The following is a 21141-nucleotide window of genomic DNA, read 5'->3' on the forward strand; positions in this document are numbered from 1 at the left end:
CAAACTACGTTTCTTGCGATCAAATTCAGCGCCGCCAGTAGAGCCACTCCGAGAACGCCGGATAAGCGAACAACCACGCGATGTAACCGAGGGCCATCAACACCGAGGGAGTCGATAGCAACACCGTTGAGAGGATATTGAGCAACGTGACCAGCACAGCCGTCACCTTTAGCCCCGTACTGGCGTACCGAACCGCGAACCAGACGCCATAGGCTGAAGTCGCAAGGGCGAATAGCACACCCGTTCCACCCAGCCTCATCAACGAGATCATCAGCGGCAGGATCAGTACCAGGCCGATCACCTTGTAGGTGGGGTGTCTGGAGTGGCTGGGCTTGAGTAGGAGCATCGTTACCTTTCCTGTTGCAGCACTTTAAAATCTACCCTCAAAAGGGTACTAACCACCAAAGCTTGGTAATCAACGCGATCGCATCCTTTCATAGTGAACGACAGAGAGACCTACGAGGGCTCTTTTAGAACCTTTAAATACGCTATCTAGGCTGTATCACTCCATTTATGACGTTCATAAAGGCTTGGATCAATAAGTTGTGTTCTTGTTTTCGGGTAAGAACTAACAGTTGCGCACACGCATCCACTTCCGCCAGCGGCCGGTACGTCACGCCTTTATTCATCAAACTCTGCGTACATGCCGGCACCAACGCCACACCTTGCCCGGCTGCTACCAGCGCGATGATCGACGTGATCTGCCGCCCGGTCGGGCCCGGGCGCAAAGGTTGGCCGTGATGCCGATAAAGCTGCTCGATGGACTGGTTGAGCCCCGATCCATAATCCGCCGGAAACAGGATCAACGGGTAGGCACTGAGCTGCGCCAAGTTGACGCTTGCCTGGCGGGCCAACGGGCTCTCACTGGACACGGCGGCCACCAGCCTTTCTTCGCCCAGGGACAGCGCTTGCACCGCTTCGCCTTGCGGCAACAGGCGACTCAAGCCGATATCCAGCCGCCCGTCCGCCACCTGCGCGCCGAGGCTGCCCGAGGCGCATTCCACCAGGGTCAATTGCACATCGGGAAAACGCAGGGCAAACGCCTGGATCGCTTGGCTGAACAGGTCCGACAGCGCGATCGAACTCACATACCCCAGCGTCAGTTGCCCTGCAGTGCCCGCCGCCAGTTTGCCGGCGATCACTTGCGCCAACTCAACCTGCTCCAGCACACCACGGGCATAGGGCAGGAACGAGCGGCCTTGCGCGGTGAGGGTAACCGTGCGGCTGGTGCGATCAAACAACTTGAAGCCCAACTCGGTCTCCAGTGCCGAGATCTGGCGGGTCAGCGGCGGCTGCGCCAGGTGCAGGCGAATGGCCGCGCGGCCGAAGTGCAATTCTTCGGCGACCGTCAGAAAGTAACGCAGCTTGCGTAGGTCGAGCATCCTGGTCCTTGGGTATCGATCGGTCCGAAATCGGTATTGGTTCTAGACCTGCCGGCCATTCTATAAAGACCTCACAAAATAAAACGAGAGGTTTCATGAAACCGCGCCTGCATTGTGCCCGTCTTGCCCTGTTCCTGTGTGGCTGCGCGGCGTTTCTCAATCTGTATGCCACCCAGAGCATTCTCCAGACGTTCGCCGCGCAGTTTCACATCAGCGCCAAGGCGGCGGGGTGGAGTATCACCGTGACGACCCTGGCGGTGGCGATCACTGCGCCTTTTGTCAGCCGGCTGACCGGGCGCTTTGAGCAACGCACGGTGATCAGCGCTGCGGCGTTGTTGCTGGCGGTGCCTGCGTTGATGACAGCCTATGCCGACAGCTTTGCCGAGGTGCTGGTGTGGCGGTTTGTGGAGGGCATGCTGATTCCGGTGGTGTTCGCTACCAGCGTGGCGTACATCGGCGACCGCTGGCGTGGCGGCACGGTCACGGAGGTCACCAGTCTTTACGTGGCCGGGACGGTGTTGGGTGGGTTTGCCGGGCGCTTCGTCACGGGTGTGATGACGGAGTACGTGGGCTGGCGCGAAGCCTTTGAATTGATGGCGGTGCTAAGCCTGATGGTGGGTGGGTTTATCCAGTTCCTGTTGCCGGTCAGCCGTGCGCGCTCCGTGAGGGTTGAAACTGCGTTTTCGGCGGTATTTCGCAAGCCTTTATTGGCCGCCTACGCAGTAGGTTTTTGCGTGCTGTTTTCCCAGGTGGCAGCGTTTACCTACGCAGGTTTGTACCTTGGCTTACCGCCGTTCAGCCTGGGGTCTGCGGCGTTGGGCACGCTGTACATGGTGTTCTTGCTGGCGCTGATCGTAATCCCCATTGCCGGTCGTCTCAGCAAGGCTCGACCACATGCTGAACTGCTGAGCGTGGCTGCGGTGCTGGGTATTACCGGCTCCGCGCTGACGCTGTTGCCCTCTTTGTGGTGCATCGTTGCAGGCCTGGCCCTCAGCTCGACTGGCGTGTTCCTGGCCCAGGCGGCGGCCAACGCATTCACCACCGCGACCGCAGGTGACAACAAAGCAGGCGCCGTGGGCGTGTACCTCACCTGTTACTACCTGGGCGGCAGTTGCGGCGCGATTGTCCCTGCGTTGATCTGGGAGCGTTGGGGCTGGGCCGGGTGCGTGGCACTGATTATTACTTTCCAGGTGCTGACCTTGTTGATCGCGCTCACTGGCTGGAAGCCCGTTAAACCTCAACGGGTCCCCACGTCATGAACGACACCTCAACCCGCCGCCGTACCTTGATCGCCGGCTGCAGCGCCCATGCCGTGCATGATGGCCTTACCGATGTCATCTACGTGCTATTGCCGATCTGGCAGGCGCAGTTCGCGCTGTCCTACGCCCAGATCGGACTGTTACGCGGTGCCTATTCCGGGATGATGGCAGTGTTCCAACTCATGGCCAGTCGCGCCGCGAAACGCTGGGGCCGTGTATCGATGCTGGTGGGCGGCACAGCACTTGCCGGTGCGGCTTATCTAATGGTGGGCCAAGCCACTGGATGGGGGATGTTGCTGCTGGCACTTCTATTAGGTGGCTTGGGCGCCAGCACCCAACACCCACTGGCCTCTTCGATGATCAGCGACGCCTACGAGGACGGTGGCGGAATCAAGCAGGCACTGTCCCAGTACAACTTTTCCGGCGATATCGGCAAAACGCTGATTCCGGGTTTGGTTGGCCTGCTGCTCACCGTCATTAGCTGGCGTGCCAGCGCGACGTTGCTGGGGTTGCTCGGCTTGGCAGCGGCAGGATTGCTGTGGTGGTTGGTTCCTGCAAAAGCATCCGAATCCATCTCAACAAAACACACCAAATCCTTCAGCGGAAGTGGCTCTGTCACCGGCCTGCGCGCCTTGATTCTCACAGGCACCCTCGACAGCGCCGTGCGCATGGGTTTTCTGACCTTCCTGCCGTTTCTGCTGCAAGCGAAAGGCGCGGGTACTGCCGGTATTGGCGTGGCTCTGACGTTGCTGTTTATCGGGGGCGCATTCGGCAAATTGCTCTGCGGTTACCTGGGGGCGCGCATCGGCATGATGAAAACCGTATGGCTGACGGAAACCAGCACCGCGTTGCTGATCGTTGCCGCGGTGTATGTGCCGCTGGCCGGGTTGATGGCGATGCTGCCGTTGCTGGGCTTGGTGCTCAATGGCACGTCATCCGTGCTTTACGGCGCCGTGCCGGACCTGGCGGGCGCGGGGAAGCGGGAACAGGCGTTTGCGGTGTTCTACACCGGCACCATTGGGGGTGGTGCGCTTGCGCCGGTGGTGTTCGGCGGGGTGGGGGATGCGCTGGGTGTTTCGGTGGCGGTGATGGTATTGGCGGGGGTGTTGTTGGTGACGTTGCCGTTGGCGTGGGTGGTGCGGCGGGGCTTCGAGCTCAAATAATCGAGCGGTCGACCGGATGTCCAGCCCGCGCAAATAGATCGATACCGAGGGAGTGGAGTACTTTGAGTACAGTTTCGAAGCGAGGTTTTGCGCCAGGGGCGAATGCCTTATAAAGGCTCTCACGACCCATGCCCGCTTCGGCAGCGATCTTGGTCATTCCTCGGGCTTTAGCCACGTAGCCGATGGCGCGAAGAAATTCTTGATTGTCGCCGTCGGCCAGAACCTGAGAGAGGTATTCACTGATGGCCTCGTCGCTGTCGAGCAGTTCAGCCATATCAAATGTCGTCAGCGTTTGTTTCATGATCAAACCTCTTTTGCCAATTTTTTGGCTCTACGGATATCAGTGTCCTGGGAAGACTTGTCACCGCCTACCAGCAAGATGACGATCACCTTACCTCGCAAAGTGAAATAAATTCGATAACCCGAACCAACGTCTATCCGCATTTCTGAGATGCCGTTACCTAGTGTCTTGATATCGCCCAGGTTACCCATGCTGGCTCTTTCGATACGTCGACCTATCGCGATCTTTGCTCGTAGGTCGCGTACTTCTGAACGCCAGTTAATGAAGACTTGGGTTTGCTGGATCAGATAGCTCACAGGACCTCGCAAGGCCTAACTGTATCCAAGTGGATACTTGTTGGCAATAAGAATGGCGGATGGCAAAGGCTGGGGAGGATGCGTGGGGAGCGCTTCAGTTTCAAACGTTCTTGAAGGCTTTCCTGTTGCCAAAATTTGCAGTGGCAGTTCGGGGAGAGAGGCTGTATTCGAACCTTGCGGCATTGCCTACACAACGATCAGAATCGTCCGAGTTGTGCGTCTTGGGCGACCTCTTTAAGGTTCGTCTGCCGCTGCCCATCAGCGGTCGGGTTTAGTAGCCCGTTGAAAATTTATCCGGCGTACGGCTGTCCTTACCGTCAGGCACTTTCATGCCTGTGCTTATTGGTAGCTGTACGTAGGGCGTCTTCGGGCGCGCCGGTTTTTTCGGATGAATTTTCCCGGTCTACTAACCTGCGTACAGCTGCCACCCTAACCCTGTGGGTGGTGGTCCTTACCGAGGATCAACAGATGTGTAATGACTCATGTAATCCATCCGTAAAACTGTTCAGCGTCCGTCCCGAAGCCAACACCGAAGCACTGCTCGCCAACGCCTACGAAACCATCGCCGGCGCGGGAGCCATGACCAATGAGTTCGCCGAAACCCTGCCTTCCCAACAGCGCTACCTGGCCCTTGCGATCCAGCAAATGATCGAGTTGGGGCTGATGCTGGTGGAAGCGGCGCAGGACCGCGTGGATCAAGTCGCCTAGGCGAACCGCATAGGCTTGCCTTCCCAGGCCGCCCATACCAAGGGGGAGGGGAGCCATGAATACTGTTCCTGCGGCGCGGCCCACATAACTTTTGGAGCGTGCGGGTTATGCACCCCGGTCGACTCATCAAATGCCAGGCATAAAAAAACCGGCCATCCAGGACCGGTTTTTTATGCATCCCCCGTCAAACACAACTTGACGCGGGAGCAGAATTTGAGTGGAGCGGGTAGAGGGAATCGAACCCTCGTCGGAAGCTTGGGAAGCTACTGTTCTACCATTAAACTATACCCGCTCAGAGCGGCTGACTTTGTACCAGATGTTCGCGGGGATTTGAAGTTTTTCTTCAAAAATGTGTGGGTTATAAGTGCCCTACATGACGAAATGACCCAGTGTAGGAGCGAGCTTGCTCGCGAAAGACTCAAGAGCGCCGCGTTCCTCCAGAAAGCGAGCGTTATCGTTGACGTTCTTCGCGAGCAAGCTCACTCCTACAAGGGAGTGTATTTCAGAGTGCAAAGGCATGCTGTGCCTGACCCTGGTGATAGCGCAACCGGCTGACTTGCCGCTGCGGTTTCAAGAAGCCCACCACCGCCTCCCGGCTGTCCCGGCACGCCGCTTTGTGCTCCATGTCCAGGAAATGCCCCGTCGCCTGAATCGTACTGAAGCTGCTGTTGGCCACATGCTGGCCGAACAGCTTGGCGTCCTGGGCGCTGGTGTATTCGTCCCATTCACCGTTGAGAAACAGCACCGGAATATCAATTTGCTTGGCCGCCTTCAGGTAACACAGGCGATCACTGTTCAGCACATGACTGATGTGAAAGTGCATCTGCCCATACTCATGCTCGGCCAGGCTGCTCACGTGCTTGTAGTTGAAGCGCTTGAACAGTGACGGCAGGTGTTTGCCGATGGTGCTGTTGACGAGGTGGCCGACGCGGTCGCGGTCGAGGTTGCCGAGGTAGTCGACGCCGCGCTCCAGGTAGTCGCGCATCGGGGCGTTGATCACCGGGGAGAAGGAACTGATCACTGCTTTTTCCACCCGCCGAGGGCGATGGGCGAGGGCAACCAGGGTGGCGGCGCCGCCCCAGGAAAAGGACAGTACGTGTTCGGCGGCAAAGTGATCGATGAGTTCCAGCAGGAGCTGGCCCTCGACTTCTTTCGTGAGCATTTGCTCATGGCGGTTATGGATTTTGGAGCGGCCAGCGTAGGGTTGGTCGTACAAAACCACATTGAATTGCGGGTACAGGCTTTTCACGGTTTGGGCGAAGGATGCCGTGGTGGCCATGGAGCCGTTGACCAGGATGATGGTCTTTGCAGCAGCGTCCGCGCGATAGAACTCCGTGTAAACCCGATACTGACCCTGTATATCCAACACAGCGATTTCTGGCCTCATGTCGTAAGACTCCTGGCAAGCGGGTAGGGCGCGCAGATCACTCTGCACGAGCTTTGTGACAGGTAGGCATACGCCTGGAAAAGGAGGGCCCATGTCGGTCCGATGACGGCTGGCCGACGGCTGTTGTTATGGCGGGCTGTTTGCCTGAGAGGCCCGTAGATCAAACGCGGGCGGGGCAAGTTGTTTCTTGGAGGTTATAGGCGACTCGCCAGTCATATTTAAACTGGTGATCCTGATTCAAGCAGCAGAGGTGCGACCCCGCAAGGCGACAGGGCGGTTTTTTGCCATCACCGGCTGAACGGTCGTCAGACCTGTCGGATTTCGTCGTCAGTCAGCGCCCGATACTGGCCCGGCGCAAGAGCCACATCCAGCACCAAAGGGCCCATCCGCTCGCGGTGCAGGCTGATCACCTTGTTATCAAAGTGCCCGAACATGCGTTTCACTTGGTGGTAGCGGCCTTCGACAATGCTCAGCCGTGCGGTGGTCGGCCCTAGCAATTCCAACTCGGCGGGTTGGGTGGTGAGGTCTTCGAATGCGAAGTACAGACCCTCGGCAAAGGTACTTGCATACTCAGGGCCGATAGCCTGCTCGGTTTCCACGAGGTAGACCTTAGGCAGTTTGGTCTGTGGCTGCGTCAGCCGCCGCGACCATTGGCCATCGTTGGTGATCAGCATCAGACCGGTGGTGTTGAAATCCAGACGACCGGCAATGTGCAGCTCACCTTTGTCCGGCTCATCAAGTAAATCCAGCACGGTTGGGTGCTGCGGGTCTGCGGTGGCACTCACGCAACCCTGGGGCTTGTGCAGCATGAAGTAGCGCGCTGGTTTGCCGGCCTGCAGCACTTCATCGTCAACGCACACACGGCTGAACTCGCGAACCTCATGATGAGGATCGCTGACGGCAACGCCATCAACCGACACACGCCGTTCAACCAGCAGCAGGCGAACTTGCTGGCGATTGAAACGCGGCAGGTTACTGAGGAAGCGATCAACCCGCATTACTTCGGCTCAGCCTCGCGTAACTGCTCATCCACCTGGGCACAGCGCGGACACAGGCAGGCCTTGTTGCGCAGCGCCATCGGGAGGGCTTCGAGCACTGCCGGGTCGATGGTCACGCCGTAGCACCAACAGGCTTGGTCGGCTGTGCGCGGGTCGGCCAGGGTGCAGTCGTTGCGCGCGCCGCAGGCGGGGCAGTGAGTGGGCGTGGTCATGGTGGGTTCAGGCAACATCGCGGAAGTCCTCGCACGATACCAGATCGTCGGAAACAGATGTTTCAGCCTATGTCCAAAACGCACCAGATTCAGTTTTTGATGTCAGATATTTCGTCATTCGGTGAAAGCCGAATGCCGCCCTCCAGCGTCGCTGGAGGCGCTCTTCCGCGGTCCAGGAGGCCGCCATGTATCGACGACTGCTGCTCAGCGCTTTACTCGGTCTGACCCTTTCCGCTTGCGTGCCCTATTACGATGGCGGCCAGAGCTATTACCGTTCCGAGGTCTACACCTCACCGGCGCCGGTGTACTACTACGGCGGCGGCACGGCGTACCAATACCGCCGTGATTACTACCCTGCACCGCGCTATTACGCGCCACAACCGCGCTACTACTCGGCGCCACGTTATTACCAGCCAGCACCTCGCTATTATGGGCCGCGTGCCGGTTACCGGCCGTATCCAAACCAGGGCTGGGGCGGTGAACGTTGGGGCAATGGTGGGCATGGACGCGGTTCCGACCATGGAGGTGGCCGCGGCGGTCACCGTTGACAGGCCTGTATTACAAGCGGCGCATGAAGCGCCGCTTTTTTATGGGTGTCAGTAATCCGACAGGTCGGCCAACGGATGGCGGCCTTCCCACGCCTTGTTGAAATGCGCCTGCACCACCGCCTCCGGAATCGTATTGATATCCGGCCAATGCCAATGCGGCGTCTGGTCCTTATCGATCAACCGCGCGCGTACCCCTTCACTGAATTCCGGATGACGGCAGCAGTTGAGGCTCATCGTGTATTCCATCTGGAACACCTGCGCCAGGGAAAGGTGCCGGGCACGCTGGATTTGTTCCCACACCAGATGAGCGGTCAACGGGCAGCCTTCGCTCAGCGTTTTGCCGGCACGGCTGAACAGGGGATCGGCATGCTCACGCAGTGGGCTCAAATTACGCCAGGCACACCGCACATCGCCCACGTCCAGCCATTCGTCGATCTGGGCCCGTCGCGGCAGCCACTGCGCTTCGGGTTGCTGGTCGACAGCTTCCTGGGCCAGCGCCTTGAGCAGGCTGTTGAGTTGCATGGCGGTCTGTTCCTGCCAGTTCAATTGCAGCAAACCATCAAGCAACTCGTCTTGTTGATCATCGCGCAGGAAGCGGTCGGCCAGGCCCAGGTCCAGAGCGTCGCGGCCATTGATATGCGCGCCGGTAAGGCCGAGGAACAACCCCAGCTTGCCCGGCAGGCGTGACAGAAACCAACTGGCGCCGACGTCCGGGTACAGGCCGATGCTGATCTCCGGCATGGCCAACCGGCTGCTCGGCGTGACGATGCGCACTGCGGCACTTTGCAACAGGCCCATGCCGCCCCCCAGCACATAGCCGTGGCCCCAGCAAATCACCGGTTTTGGGTAAGTGTGCAGGCGATAATCCAAACGGTATTCCGCCGCGAAAAATTGCGCCGCCAGGGCCGGCACCACGCCAGGTTGTTCCCGACAGGCCTGCGCCAGGCTGCGCACTTCGCCCCCGGCGCAAAACGCCTTGGGGCCGTTGCCGCGCAGCAGTACACAGTGGATGTTCGGATCCTTGGCCCAGGCGTCAAGGCGTTCGCCCAGGGCCAGGATCATCGGCAGGGACAGGGCATTGAGGGATTTTTCAGCGTCGAGGCTGGCGACGCCAATGCGGGCACCGTCGCTGCCGGTCAGCTCTTCGAAGTGCAGGTTCATCGTGACCTCAATCGAGAAGGTGAAGGATGAGTATGATCGCTTCGTAGGAAAGCGCCGTTGGTGTGTCAGATCAATTGACAAGCGGGGTCGGCTTTCCTAGGGTTCGCCTCATTCTTTTTTACAAGACTATTCAACCATGACCGAAGACGACCGTATCAAACTCGAACCCAGCTGGAAGCACGCCCTGCGGGATCAGTTCGAGCAGCCGTACATGGCCCAGCTGCGCGAGTTCCTGCGCCAGGAACATGCCGCCGGCAAAGAGATCTACCCGCCGGGCCCGCTGATTTTCAACGCGCTCAATTCCACACCGCTGGACAAGGTGAAAGTCGTGATCCTCGGCCAGGACCCGTACCACGGCCCCGGCCAGGCCCACGGCCTGTGCTTCTCGGTGCAACCGGGCGTGCCGGCGCCGCCGTCGCTGGTCAATATCTACAAAGAGCTCAAGCGCGACCTGAACATCGACATCCCCAACCACGGCTACCTGCAAAGCTGGGCCGACCAGGGCGTGCTGATGCTCAACACCACCATGACCGTCGAGCGCGCCAATGCCAACGCCCATGCGGGCAAGGGCTGGCAGTTCTTTACCGACCGCATTATCGAGGTGGTCAGCGAGCACCAGCCGCATCTGGTGTTTTTGCTGTGGGGCGCCCATGCCCAAGGCAAGCAGAAGCTGATCGATGCGACCAAGCATCTGGTATTGACCTCGGTGCACCCGTCGCCGTTGTCGGCGTACCGCGGGTTTTTGGGGTGCGGGCATTTCAGCCGGACCAACAAGTTTCTTGAGCAAAATGGCGAGACGCCGATTGATTGGGTTTTGCCACCTGTCTGAGCGGCAGAAGTGCTGGACTCCCGCCTTATGGCATAAAAGCCCCGGTTTACTGGGGCCTTACATTGGTCGTGACGGCAGTGCAACGCGCTGGCGCTGGCCCTACCTGTTATTTCTGACAGTATCCGACTGTGCGTTTTGCCCCTTAACTGTTCTCCCGGCCTTTTTGCTCTGCTGTTTATCAGCAGGCAGTCGGTGGCCGGTCACTGAACATAGTGTTGAGGAGAGTGGAAATGCCAAAGAACGCACTGTCGGACACGAATCATTACAAGAGTGACCCTCCGACTCCGAAAATGGCGGCTGAACCCGTGGTACCGCAGCCCTTTGCGTTGCCTTTACTGAATGATGAGACAGCGTACACCATACCGCTCTCCGCTCAGGCGGCGGACTTACCGGTAGAGGTGCAGACCTTATGGGGCGGTTCAGATGGCTTGGATCCGGGTGAGGTCACTTGGATCCACTTCTATTGGGACGATGAGCGGACGCCATTCGATAGCCAGTCCATTACCGCCCCTTACGATGCTTCGGACCTGCCCTTGACCGGTCATGTGCCGCAGATAAAACTGAATGCGCCTGGCTTGCATCTGTTGCGTTACACGGTTGTGTTGGTGCCAGGTGATACTGCCGGCCCATCCAGTCCGATTCTGATCAATATCGATAAGACGGCTCCTAACCAGAACAATCGGGGGGATGCATTGATCTTTCCGCCAGAGATAGATTCTCTTGGGGTGACGGATGCGTATCTGGCCGCCAATGGTGACCAGGTCGTCGCAGAGGTTCGGCGCTGGCCGGACATTCGCCTTGAGGATCAAGTGAGTTGTGATTTGGTGCTTCTACCCTTGAGCAAACTCAAGTCCAAGCGCCGGGTACTTGCGGAAGGGGTTGCTCATACCTCGATCACTCAGGCGCATCTGGATGGCGATCCTATTGAACTGGTCCTGACAGGCGACGTGCTCCGGGGCCATCCCAATGGCGAATACAACGCCCGATATTTTCTGAATGACAGGGCGGGAAATGAAGGTCCGCCTTCACGTACTTCAGTCCTGCTGATAGACCTTACCCCCACACCGAGCCTTCTCAGAGCGGTGGAAGTTCCTCAGTTATTGATCGACGGCCTGATCGACCTGGAGGATGCTCGGGACCCGGGCCCTCCGGGTGGGGTCTACATGCTTATCCTAGAGATAGTGGGGGCTGCGCCAGGCGACGTCGTGGTGCCGTTGTGGGACGGTATCCGCTTGCCTTCGATTGTCATTGGCTCAGGTCAAGTGTGGCCGATCGTTGTGCAGATCGACTACCCGACCCTTGCCTCTGGTGGGTTTGAGTTTGTTCCTGGCACGATCCGGGCGGACTACACTTGGCAGCGCGGGACCGGCGCACCCAGGCGCTCAGCCCCCAGGTTTGTGCGTGTTAACCTGACCGTCGCAGGCCCGGTGAGTCCGACGAATCCGGACCCGGTGAACCTGTTGCTGAAAAGGGTCACGGTCAAGGGCCGGGACGGCGATAACCTGCTGACTATCAATGACCGCGACCAACCTGCCCGCGTTATCGTGCCGCTGTATGTCGGCCCCGTCGAGAGCGAGGTTCTGGAGTTGATGTGGGGCAGTCCTCCTGTGCTTGCCGACACCTATATCGTGCGGCGCGAAGACAGGGCTGGTGACGAAATTGAGTTTTTCGTCCAGTGGTCACTGATCGAGCAGACCCCAGGCGGCACTGTACCCACGTTTTATTGGACATTTAACGGGGTTAACCGGCAGCGCTCACCCGATACCGACGTGACGATCAATATCGTACCGATCATCGGGTTGCTTGACCCAGAGTTTCCAGATGTCACCTATGGCCCGGGCCCCGGAGCGGGCTTTATTAACTGCGATCTGCGACCCTGGGAACGAGGTGCGCGTGTGCGAGTTCCGGGTGATGTCAGCCGGTTATCGGGGGGCGATGAGGTGGTGTTGTCCTGGGAGAGTTACCGTAATACCAACGGCCACCCCAGCGGGGTCATCCCGGAAACCATCGAAACGTTCCGCCATACATTGTCGCAACAAGAGGCTGAGGATGGGTATGACTTCTGGGTGCCGTTTGACCCTTATATCCTGGCGCCGGGGCTGGTGAAACCGGCTGACGGCCAGACCAATCCGCGTCATGGCTCGGCGGTTGTGCGGTACCGGGTTATCAAAAGCGGTGGAGGCGGTATGGGCGATTCAAACCGCAGGCTGGTGTTTATATCGCTGAACCAGCCCAACAGCCCTCCCTGTATTGGGGATTAACCGAAGCTTGGCAGTGGTAAACGATCGGGGGGCGCAATGCTTCCCCGATTGTGTTCAACGTAGATGAGCCCCTCAGTTTATTTCGCAATAAAAAAACGCCATTTAGATGAGTCTGACCAATAGCGGGTGGCCGTTGCCTGATGCCTCAAGGTCGATTCAGTTATCTGCGATTCTGGGTTGATTAACCTGTCAACTTTGACAGTTACGACATTTTTTTTTTACGTGTTAACTGCGTATGAAATCAGTGTGCAGTCGCCGAGCAGTAGCAGGTAGAGCTGATTAATGACGGTTCCAGCTTATCGAATTCCGCAAGCCCCAATACGGGTGGCTTACGGTTATTTCTACTAGGGAGTTTGTAAAAATGGCAAACCCAAAACGTTTCACTGACGCCAAGGCGCTTAAAGCGGCTGTGAACAAACCTAACACATGGCCCACTGCTCTTACCCCGCCTGCACCTGCTGATATCGATACGCTGCCTGATGTAGTAGGTGATGATCAAACTAATGTGGTGAAAGCCGAGTATCAGAGGAATGGGTTGCCGATCACGCTTCCGCTATGGCCGAATGCGGCAGAGTTCCCCGGGGAATTCGACACGGTTCGCATAGCGATTGACAGTAACGAGGTTTTTCTTGATGAGTTCGAAGGCCCTATTACGGGTGACGTGGACATCGTTCTCAAGTCCAATCGACTTAGAAGCCACGGGAGCAAATTGATTACTTACTCCGTTACGCTCGACGGCTTGCCCAATGGCGAATTTTCCTTGCCGCAGGAGGTCACTGTCGACGCGATCGATCCCAACGGCAACAATCGGCCGGGGGCACTTTTGCTGCCAATTGACTTGCCGGCCTCCGGAGTCACACCCGCATACCTGGCGGCCAATGGCGGAGTCACGCTGACCGTGCCTCGTCCCGTGGACTCAAAGCCCGGAGATATCCTCGTTGTCTTTTACGGTGAGACAGATGATACGGGTACGACCGTTACGGTCCCGACGACGGGGCCGATTACGATCACCTTTACCACCGCTCAGATTGTGGCCGCTGGAGAAGGTGATTTTTTAGTCACCTATCAATTCCTCGACCGGGCCGGGAACGCGACACAGGCGTCGATTCCTCGTACGCTGTCGGTTAAGACGAGCAACCCGCCAGTCCTTTTGGCGCCTGTAATTCCCAATGCCGCACCCCTGATCGACAAGGAAGAAGCGCGAAGCGGAGTGTTGGTGACGGTGCCTACCATCGTCGACTTCAACCCAAACGACAGGTTGTTCATATTCGCGAACGGTATTGAGTTCGGTAATACTCAACTTGGGGTCACCCCTGTATTTCCTTTGGAGTTTGTTGTTGGCTACGCCACACTCCGTGCGGGTGGCACGTTATATACTGCTCGTTTCAAGTACGAAATTCGTCGTGGCACGGATACCTTCCCCTCTCCGGAGGCCCCAGTCGACGTCGACTTTGTGGAGCCAGGTGAGGAGATCGTCGGGCCGGGGCCAGTGGACCCAACACTCGTATTGCCTGTGGTAAGGGGGGATTCGGCGGTTGATAACGCGTTGATTGCAACCGATCTGGACGGTGAAATTCATGTCAGGTTTCCCATCTACGCGGGGCGTACAACGCTTCCGGCAACCGAGTTTATTGAGGTCTTTTACGGAACGATGGGCGGGCGACACGTCGCTACGTACCCGCTCAACGGTACGGAACCTGATGACTACATTGTGGATGTGATTATTCAGCGGGACGCAGTAGAAGAATACGGCAACGGTGAGAATCCCTGTTGGTACCTGGTACGCAACGCCAACAACTACAAGCAATCCCGGCCACAGAACGTTTCGGTTAACGTCTTTTCGCTAGATGGCTTGGCCGACCCTATCTTTACTGATCTGTTCACTCCGCCGCCGCCTTCCACCAGCCCTCCCTTTATTTCCTGTGATCAAAGGCCTTGGTTGAAAGTGCCCGTCAGAATTTTTGATCCAGCTTCGCTGGAAGTCGGCGACACTGTCATTATTCACGCCGTACGCTATCTCTATTCCGGTGCGGTTAAACCTCCGACACCAGTGGCGGGCAGTGAGGTAAACAGTCTGCCACAGGGGATCGGGTTTGCTGAAAAGACAAACGGCTTTACCTACGATTTTGTCTTGCCTTATTTTGACGGCGATCCGACACGGCGACGCGGCTGGCTGGAAATCAGTTGGAGCATCGTTCGCGAAGGGCCACCGCCTGAGAGTGGCACCTCTGATACGGTGACCGTGCTTTGGGATGTTCGCAGCAGTGGTGCAACAGGGACGTGTGCACCCATTACACTGCGACGGGGTTCATTGGTCTGAGGCTTGGACAAACACGTTCCAGTAAATACATTCATTCTGATACTTAGAGATCCCCTCGCACGAGGGGATTTTTTTAGGTCAGAGATAAGGAAATTCCTACATATCCTTTCTGTTTCGATCTCTAGTCTCTGCGTCTCTTGAAAACGGCAACCTATTCGATATGGGCCCGATTTCGAACTGGAACTTTTTCTGAGAGTCGCAAAAACATGAGCCCTATCTCCATTACTTCGCGTTTGCGTTATTCGCGTTTATCCACCGCGATCAGATTTATTGTTGCCGCCCCAATGGTATTGTTGGGCGAGCAAGCCATGGCCGTTAAAGTCGTCGACGGGCAGAATGGCCCGGGCTTCTATGATGTTATCCCTGGCTCACACACCGACAATTATGTTGTGCAACGCGGCGGCGTGTTGAATGTGAAGCCAGGTGGTGTCACGCGTGAAATTCGCGTGACCGGTGCGTCTAGCTTGAATATGGACGGTGGTCGCGTCGACGGTTACTCCACCTCTGATTCGGCTGTGTTTCTGCACCAGAGCAATGCCCACATTGCCAACTCGCAAATTACCAGCCACTTCAAGGGCGGTATGGATTTGGGTCGCTCCATGTCAGAAGACATTGGCTCCGAAGCCGTGGTGAGCAACAGTCATATCAAGGGCGCTACCTATGGTGCGACGGTCACTGCGTTCAGCCACCTGCAGTTACTCAATGGTTCGACGTTGACCGGAGATAGCGAGGAAGGCCTGAAGTTGATGGGCGGCAAGGCCACCGTGGTAGGCAGCATTATCACCGGCGCTACCAGCGGTGTAACGATGACCCGCGAACATCGCACGGTAACCGAGTCTCCGGTGTTGATACTGGAAGGTTCGCGTGTTGAAGGCGTGGAGGGGCCGGCCATTCTGGTGAACCAGGCAATTACTGCCGAAATCGATGTGAACAACGGTTCCACGCTGATCGGCGGCAACGGCAACATGCTGGAGCTGATCAACGGCGGCAACGCCAACATGCGTGTCAACAACAGCGCCCTGACCGGTAACATCCAGGTCGGCGCCGGCAGCGCCCTGGACCTGAACCTGGACGGCGCGTTCATGAACGGCGACGTGATCAACACCGGCGGCTCGGCCAGTGTTGGGCTCAACAATGGCTCGGTCCTCACCGGCCGCCTGGAGAACGTCGACAAGCTGGCGATCAACAGCGACGCCATGTGGGTGATGGTCGACGATCAGCGCGTGGGCGACCTGTCCCTGGCGGGCGGTAACGTCAAGTTCGGTGACCCGGGCGTGTTCTACCAACTGGACGTGGAAAACCTGTCGGGTAACGGCACCTTCATGATGAGTGCCGACTTCTCCACCTTGACCGGCGATTTCCTCAACGTCACCGGCACGTCTTCGGGTGACCATAAACTGCTGATCGCCAGCAGCGGCGCCGACCCGTTGAGCGATGACCGCCTGCACGTGGTACACACCGAAGACGGTGTTGCCCAGTTCAGCCTGGTCGGCGACCGCGTGGATGTGGGCACCTACTCCTACAGCCTGATCAATGACAACGAGGGCCAGGACTGGCTGCTCGACCCAAGCAACAAAGTGATCAGCCCAAGCACCAACTCGGTCCTGGCGTTGTTCAACGCAGCGCCAAGCGTATTGCTGGGTGAAATGACCACTCTGCGTACCCGTATGGGCGAGTTGCGCTTCAGCGAAGGCCAGTCGGCCGGGCTGTGGACGCGTGCGTATGGCAACAAGTATGAAGTGGGCAATGACAAGACCGGCCTGGGTTACAACCAGTCGCAACGCGGCTTCACCCTCGGTGCTGATGCCCCGATAGACGGCGGCGACGGCCAGTGGTTGATCGGTGCGATGGTCGGTCACAGCACCTCGGACCTGGACCTCAACCGTGGCAGCAGCGCCACCATCAACAGCTACTACGTGGGTGGTTACGCCACCTGGCTGGATGCCGAGAGCGGCTTCTACTTCGACGGCGTGCTCAAGTTCAACCGCTTGCACAACGAGTCCGATGTCGCCATGAGCGACGGCAAGAAAGCCAAAGGTAACTACACGCAAAACGCGGTAACCGCGTCGGCTGAAGTGGGCCGCCATATCACGCTGGACGATGGTTTCTTCGTCGAGCCTTACGGCCAAGTCTCTGCTGCCATCACCCAGGCTCAGAGCTACACGCTGGACAACGGCCTGGATGCCAAGGGCGATCGTTCAAGTTCGGTGATCGGTGAAATCGGTACCACCGTAGGGCGTAATATCCAGCTGGAAAGCGGCGAAGTATTGCAGCCGTACTTGAAGGCGGCCGTGGCGCATGAGTTCGACCAGAGCAACAAGGTGTTCGTTAATGACAATTCGTTCAACAATGATATGTCGGGTTCGCGCCTGAAGTTTGGGGCGGGTATGGCGATGTCGGTGTCGCAGAATTTGAAGCTGCATGCGGATGTGGAGCACAGCGTGGGTAAGAATATCAAGCAGCCGTATGGGGTGAATGTGGGGTTGCGGTATGACTTCTAAACGGATAGCCCATATGTAGTTTTATCTGGCGAGTAATTAAAAATGCCCCGTCTCGAAAGAGACGGGGCATTTTTTAGGGTTTAAGTTGGTTTAAGGGCTGTCGAGTATAGGTTTAAATACTCACCACCGATAATGTGTTGCCGCCGTAGTTAGTGACTAATAAAAATTTTTCGTCAGGTGTGAAAGTGATTCCTCGAGGTTGGTTGAAACCATAAATACTGCCGATGAATTCTTCAGTGATCGTATCAATTACTCTCACGCAGTTATTGGCGAGCTCTGTCACATAGGCCCGAGTTTGAGAGGGGTGAAAAGCAACGGCTCTGGGGTCCGAAATTCCCGTGAGGGTTTTGCTGAGCGTTAGCCCATTGTTTTCAGTGTTGAAGATTAGAACACTGTTCGCGCCGGAGTTGGCGACATAGAGTCGTTCGGGACCTACATTAAGTCGACTGTGAGCCAGTCCTTGAGCAAGTGCAGCGTTGTTATGGTTGTGAGTACGAACTCCGCTGCTCAGAGTAAAACGTTGCGTAAACGTACCTGTTAAGAATAAAGCGGTGTCCCTTGGGTTTGTGATGACCTCCGTTTGGGTTTGAGCTTGTCCGCCGTAGTAGTAAACACGACTAGAGTAATTGCTGGTGTCGAAGTTATAAATCGTGGGGGCGGTAGTTGTGGTGCTCACGGGGCCGACACACAGTTGTGTGCCTGTGAAGTTTAGGCAAATGGGGCGAAGTACACCGCCGATATTAAAGGGGGCTGTGTAGGTGAAGCTGTTGGTGTTGTAGACGTACAGTGTTTTTCCGGTAGAGGTGGTGTTGCCTGCGAGGTAGAGCAGCGGGAGTTTAGGGTGTAATGCTATGTCAAAGAGGGAGTAGTAGTAACTGATTGTTCTGACCGTGCTATTCGCAAGGGTGACTATTGAGATACCGGAGGGCTGAAGGCTATTTACGACATAAGCGGTTGTTCCGTCAGTACTGATTAAAACTTTGGCAGGGCCATTGCCAACCGTAATTTCACGAATGATCTCTCCTTGCCCTTTCCTGACCCCATACGTTATCCATGTGAAATGCACCATCGTCGCCTCGTCGCCCGTACCATCGAGCGAAACGCTAGCTTTCACTGTCAGCGAGCCACCATTGTTGAGTTGACGCAGATACTCTTGCGGAATCTGATCCAGCGTTCGACCGGCATTGAACTCGGCGAGCGTCACCGGTCCAGCAGCGCGTAGCTGAAGGTCCACATCGCCATGCAGAGAAATCCAGACCCTCTGGCCTAGACGGAAAAACGACCAGGCGTCAATTTCCACACTATTGGTCGAATTAGCATCGATCACCCCAGTCGCTTCCGCTTCAGGAATACTGACCACATCCAGCAACTGCTGCGGCAGCTTCTTGACCTCCAGCGTCAACTCCCTGGAGGGGGTAGTGGCGCCGTCGCGAACCACCTCGAAAAATACCCGGCACGTGCGCCCCAGGAACACCCCTACAAATCTGTTGGGTGTGGTGAAAGTGATGTAGCTCTCCCCTGCATCAGGTATGCCGGGCTTCATGGCGATATCCTGATGCTCACTGCCGTCTTCGCCGATGATGCGCACCTTGACGTTATCGCTGGCGAGCATGGCGTAGGTCACGCGAATAGTGACAACTTCGGGGCGCGGCGGCAGTACATTTATAGGGTCGATCTCGGCGAGGGAGGGCGGCTTGATCAGGGTAGCCTCCAATACGTGCGGTTCTGCCAAATCCAGTGCGCTGCCTATGGTAATTACCAGGTCATGGGAGATGAGTTGGCCTGGTTGCCCAGGTACATCGACGGTGTAGTAGAGTTTTGCCGAGCCGTTCAGGTTATTCAGGAGGATATTTCGGGCAATTGTGAAGGCCAGGTCTTTCCCAACCCAGTTTGAATCGATCGTAAAACGAATCGGCGGATTGCTACCGCTCGGTTTACTACCTTCAAAATGCAGGGTAACAATGGCATTCCGTACAAAGCTGGCATGTTGGCGAACGATGACATTCAGATTGGCCTTGCTGATTAGGGGGTCGAAGATGTGGCTCGGCGGCACAGCCTGCCGGGTTGTCGGTGCAGGCAATGAGGCTTGGGGCGCGCCGATATTAAGCGTCAGCTTGATTGACGGTGGCCGATCGTTGACTTCGTAGTGGATGTCAAGGAAGCCGCCCGCCAATGGGGCGATGGGCCCGTTGGGTCCGTTGCGTATGTCAAAGAAAATATCGCCGGTGCCTGCCTGATCGCTGTATTCGGCGTAGAAGGAGCTGCCGTTGGCGCGGGTGCCTTGCAGTACCAGTTTGACGTAATCGTTGAAAAGCTGGCCAGGGTAGGACTTGATGCGCACTAAAAACGGATCGACGTCGGGGTCGGGCAGCGTGCCGCCAATGGCGTCCTCAACAATGGGGGCTGGCAGGTCTGACTCTCCAGGAGTGCCGACGATGTTGACGGTCGTGCCATTGGAGTTGCGCGGTAGAACGCCTGTGCGTAGGCGCTGATAGATGATATGAATGCGGCCTTTGACCAGAGGCAGGATGTCTGCGAACGGCCAGAGGATCCTCGCGGTATTGATGGTATTTGAGACGACAGGGAAATCGTAAAACTTGATGAGCCCAATACCCCCACCGGTTACGCCGTTGACCCTCACACGAATCGTATCGTCGACGAGATAACCTTCATTTCGTACGGGAATAATAATCGTCGCCGGATTGCCATTGAGATGATCAGCATTGAGTTGATCCCTACCCTCGGCATCCTGTTCGGACTCATCAATATAGGCTGCACGCAACAGCGGCTCTGCCCCATCGTCAAGGCGCACTTCCAATTCTTGTGCAGGTGAGAACCCACGGGACGCGTTGCCTACCTCGTCGATAACGTTGTATTCACAGAGATGAACCCCGCTGCCCACCAAAGCCCAGGTGGCCGCGTAGACCCAAATAGTAATGGACGCACTACCCGATGCTTCAAATTCGGTGACGCTGTGTTCAAGTATTACCCCGCCGATACTCAGGCGAATGCGATCACGCACCTTACGGTGGTAAACGTTGGGCAACGAGCGATTTACCGGGTAATTGTCGATGATTACCGGTACGCCTCTACCCGCGGTTTCGCTGTCCACGCCAAAATCTATGACCTTTTGGGGTAATATGGGTTTGGCTAGGTTTTCGTTTTCCGGTGTACTGGGCTGCGGGTCAAGTCCAGCGGGGTGATTGTCATCAACCTTGATATTGAAGAGCTGGGTTTGTTGTTTGTTGCCTGAGACAGGCGTTACGAATGCCTGCAGCCTATTGCCCGCCTCCCTGATGAAATACTGACTGAGTGCGTACAGGACAATCTGCGCGCCGTCACGGGCTTCCTCTTCTGTCACCGTGTGAAATGCAACCCGAACGTCGTTGAGCATCAACTCGATGAAGTCGTTTTCTGTCTGGCCCAGATAGCTGAGCAGAATACAGGCGACACCTTTTTCACTCACCTCCAGCGCCGCCGAGTTAAGCCCCCCGTGGAAACCGACGACAGGGTTGCTTTGCGTCGGTAAGTACAAAGGAAGGTCGGCGAACTGCGTCTGGCGAAACGATTGAGGGGTCAATAACGCGTCGTCAGGCTGAGGCAACGTGAAGCATTCACGCCGGAGATTGTCTGGCTTACGTGTGCTGTGCTCATCGCTTGGGGGAACGTAGGGCAACACAGCGTTGCTGGGAGTGGGCACTTGGTCATCGGAGGTTGTGGTCATGATCGTAATCCTGCTCAGACAGTTGATTGGACGGCTGCCGCGAGGCGTCGGCTCGCTCGATTCAACATCTCCTGCACGGGGCTGCCTAGCT

General features: G+C 57.0%; 17 protein-coding genes and 1 tRNA gene. 8 read left to right on the top strand and 10 right to left on the bottom strand.

The window, feature by feature from the left end; genetic code table 11:
• Window positions 1–25 precede the first annotated feature (25 nt).
• Window positions 26–346, bottom strand: coding sequence for a hypothetical protein (locus CI807_RS14025; protein WP_095015059.1), 321 nt, complete (start codon window positions 344–346; stop codon window positions 26–28).
• Between the two features lie 142 nt (window positions 347–488).
• The gene (locus tag CI807_RS14030; protein ID WP_095015060.1) at window positions 489–1382 is read right to left on the bottom strand and encodes a LysR family transcriptional regulator; all 894 of its coding nucleotides are present in this window, start codon (window positions 1380–1382) and stop codon (window positions 489–491) included.
• 95 nt (window positions 1383–1477) lie between these two features.
• On the opposite strand from CI807_RS14030, the gene CI807_RS14035 reads away from it, so the two are divergent.
• Together CI807_RS14035 and CI807_RS14040 are read left to right on the top strand one after the other, a co-directional pair.
• Window positions 1478–2641 (top strand): MFS transporter, encoded by a 1164-nt coding sequence (locus CI807_RS14035; protein WP_095015061.1) that lies wholly within the window; start codon window positions 1478–1480, stop codon window positions 2639–2641.
• A complete protein-coding gene (locus tag CI807_RS14040) occupies window positions 2638–3804 on the top strand; it encodes an MFS transporter (RefSeq protein WP_095015062.1) in 1167 nt (388 codons plus the stop codon). The genes CI807_RS14035 and CI807_RS14040 overlap by 4 nt, the downstream gene beginning before the upstream one ends.
• On the opposite strand, the gene CI807_RS14045 is transcribed toward CI807_RS14040, so the two are convergent.
• Window positions 3797–4105 (bottom strand): addiction module antidote protein, encoded by a 309-nt coding sequence (locus CI807_RS14045; protein ID WP_016975142.1) that lies wholly within the window; start codon window positions 4103–4105, stop codon window positions 3797–3799. The genes CI807_RS14040 and CI807_RS14045 overlap by 8 nt on opposite strands.
• 2 nt (window positions 4106–4107) lie before the next feature.
• Window positions 4108–4401 (bottom strand): type II toxin-antitoxin system RelE/ParE family toxin, encoded by a 294-nt coding sequence (locus tag CI807_RS14050; protein ID WP_095015063.1) that lies wholly within the window; start codon window positions 4399–4401, stop codon window positions 4108–4110.
• Between the two features lie 468 nt (window positions 4402–4869).
• On the opposite strand from CI807_RS14050, the gene CI807_RS14060 reads away from it, so the two are divergent.
• Window positions 4870–5109: a DUF6124 family protein gene (locus CI807_RS14060; RefSeq protein WP_095015065.1), complete on the top strand. Its 240-nt coding sequence runs from the start codon at window positions 4870–4872 to the stop codon at window positions 5107–5109.
• Between the two features lie 218 nt (window positions 5110–5327).
• On the opposite strand, the gene CI807_RS14065 is transcribed toward CI807_RS14060, so the two are convergent.
• The 4 genes from CI807_RS14065 to CI807_RS14080 form a co-directional block, all read right to left on the bottom strand.
• A tRNA-Gly gene (locus CI807_RS14065) sits at window positions 5328–5401 on the bottom strand.
• Window positions 5402–5611: 210 nt separating this feature from the next.
• Window positions 5612–6496, bottom strand: a complete 885-nt coding sequence (locus tag CI807_RS14070; protein ID WP_016975147.1) for an alpha/beta fold hydrolase — start codon at window positions 6494–6496, stop codon at window positions 5612–5614.
• A gap of 305 nt (window positions 6497–6801) precedes the next feature.
• A complete protein-coding gene (locus CI807_RS14075) occupies window positions 6802–7494 on the bottom strand; it encodes a 16S rRNA pseudouridine(516) synthase (RefSeq protein ID WP_095015066.1) in 693 nt (230 codons plus the stop codon).
• A complete protein-coding gene (locus CI807_RS14080; RefSeq protein ID WP_095017545.1) occupies window positions 7494–7706 on the bottom strand; it encodes a cysteine-rich CWC family protein in 213 nt (70 codons plus the stop codon). Before CI807_RS14080 ends, CI807_RS14075 begins: the two co-directional genes overlap by 1 nt.
• A gap of 185 nt (window positions 7707–7891) precedes the next feature.
• Between CI807_RS14080 and CI807_RS14085 the strand changes: the two genes are divergently transcribed.
• Window positions 7892–8254: a hypothetical protein gene (locus CI807_RS14085; protein WP_095015067.1), complete on the top strand. Its 363-nt coding sequence runs from the start codon at window positions 7892–7894 to the stop codon at window positions 8252–8254.
• 48 nt (window positions 8255–8302) lie between these two features.
• On the opposite strand, the gene CI807_RS14090 is transcribed toward CI807_RS14085, so the two are convergent.
• On the bottom strand, window positions 8303–9415 hold the full coding sequence (locus tag CI807_RS14090) for an enoyl-CoA hydratase/isomerase family protein (protein ID WP_095015068.1): 1113 nt from the start codon (window positions 9413–9415) through the stop codon (window positions 8303–8305).
• A gap of 136 nt (window positions 9416–9551) precedes the next feature.
• Here CI807_RS14090 and ung point away from each other — a divergent pair, with 136 nt between their 5' ends.
• The 4 genes from ung to CI807_RS14110 all read left to right on the top strand — a co-directional run bounded on the left by ung (window position 9552) and on the right by CI807_RS14110 (window position 17326).
• On the top strand, window positions 9552–10244 hold the full coding sequence (gene ung, locus CI807_RS14095; RefSeq protein ID WP_095015069.1) for a uracil-DNA glycosylase: 693 nt from the start codon (window positions 9552–9554) through the stop codon (window positions 10242–10244).
• A gap of 230 nt (window positions 10245–10474) precedes the next feature.
• Window positions 10475–12505, top strand: a complete 2031-nt coding sequence (locus CI807_RS14100) for a hypothetical protein (protein ID WP_095015070.1) — start codon at window positions 10475–10477, stop codon at window positions 12503–12505.
• 361 nt (window positions 12506–12866) lie between these two features.
• Window positions 12867–14825: a hypothetical protein gene (locus tag CI807_RS14105; protein WP_095015071.1), complete on the top strand. Its 1959-nt coding sequence runs from the start codon at window positions 12867–12869 to the stop codon at window positions 14823–14825.
• Between the two features lie 206 nt (window positions 14826–15031).
• Entirely contained in the window at window positions 15032–17326 is a 2295-nt protein-coding gene (locus tag CI807_RS14110; protein ID WP_095015072.1) for an autotransporter outer membrane beta-barrel domain-containing protein, read from the top strand.
• A 112-nt stretch (window positions 17327–17438) separates the two neighbouring features.
• Here CI807_RS14110 and CI807_RS14115 read toward each other — a convergent pair whose 3' ends face one another.
• Window positions 17439–21050 carry a YncE family protein gene (locus tag CI807_RS14115; protein ID WP_095015073.1) on the bottom strand — a complete coding sequence of 1204 codons (3612 nt, stop codon included), beginning with the start codon at window positions 21048–21050 and terminating at the stop codon, window positions 17439–17441.
• Window positions 21051–21141: the final 91 nt, after the last annotated feature.

The sequence above is a fragment of the Pseudomonas sp. NS1(2017) genome, assembly GCF_002269425.1.
Taxonomy (GTDB): domain Bacteria; phylum Pseudomonadota; class Gammaproteobacteria; order Pseudomonadales; family Pseudomonadaceae; genus Aquipseudomonas; species Aquipseudomonas reactans.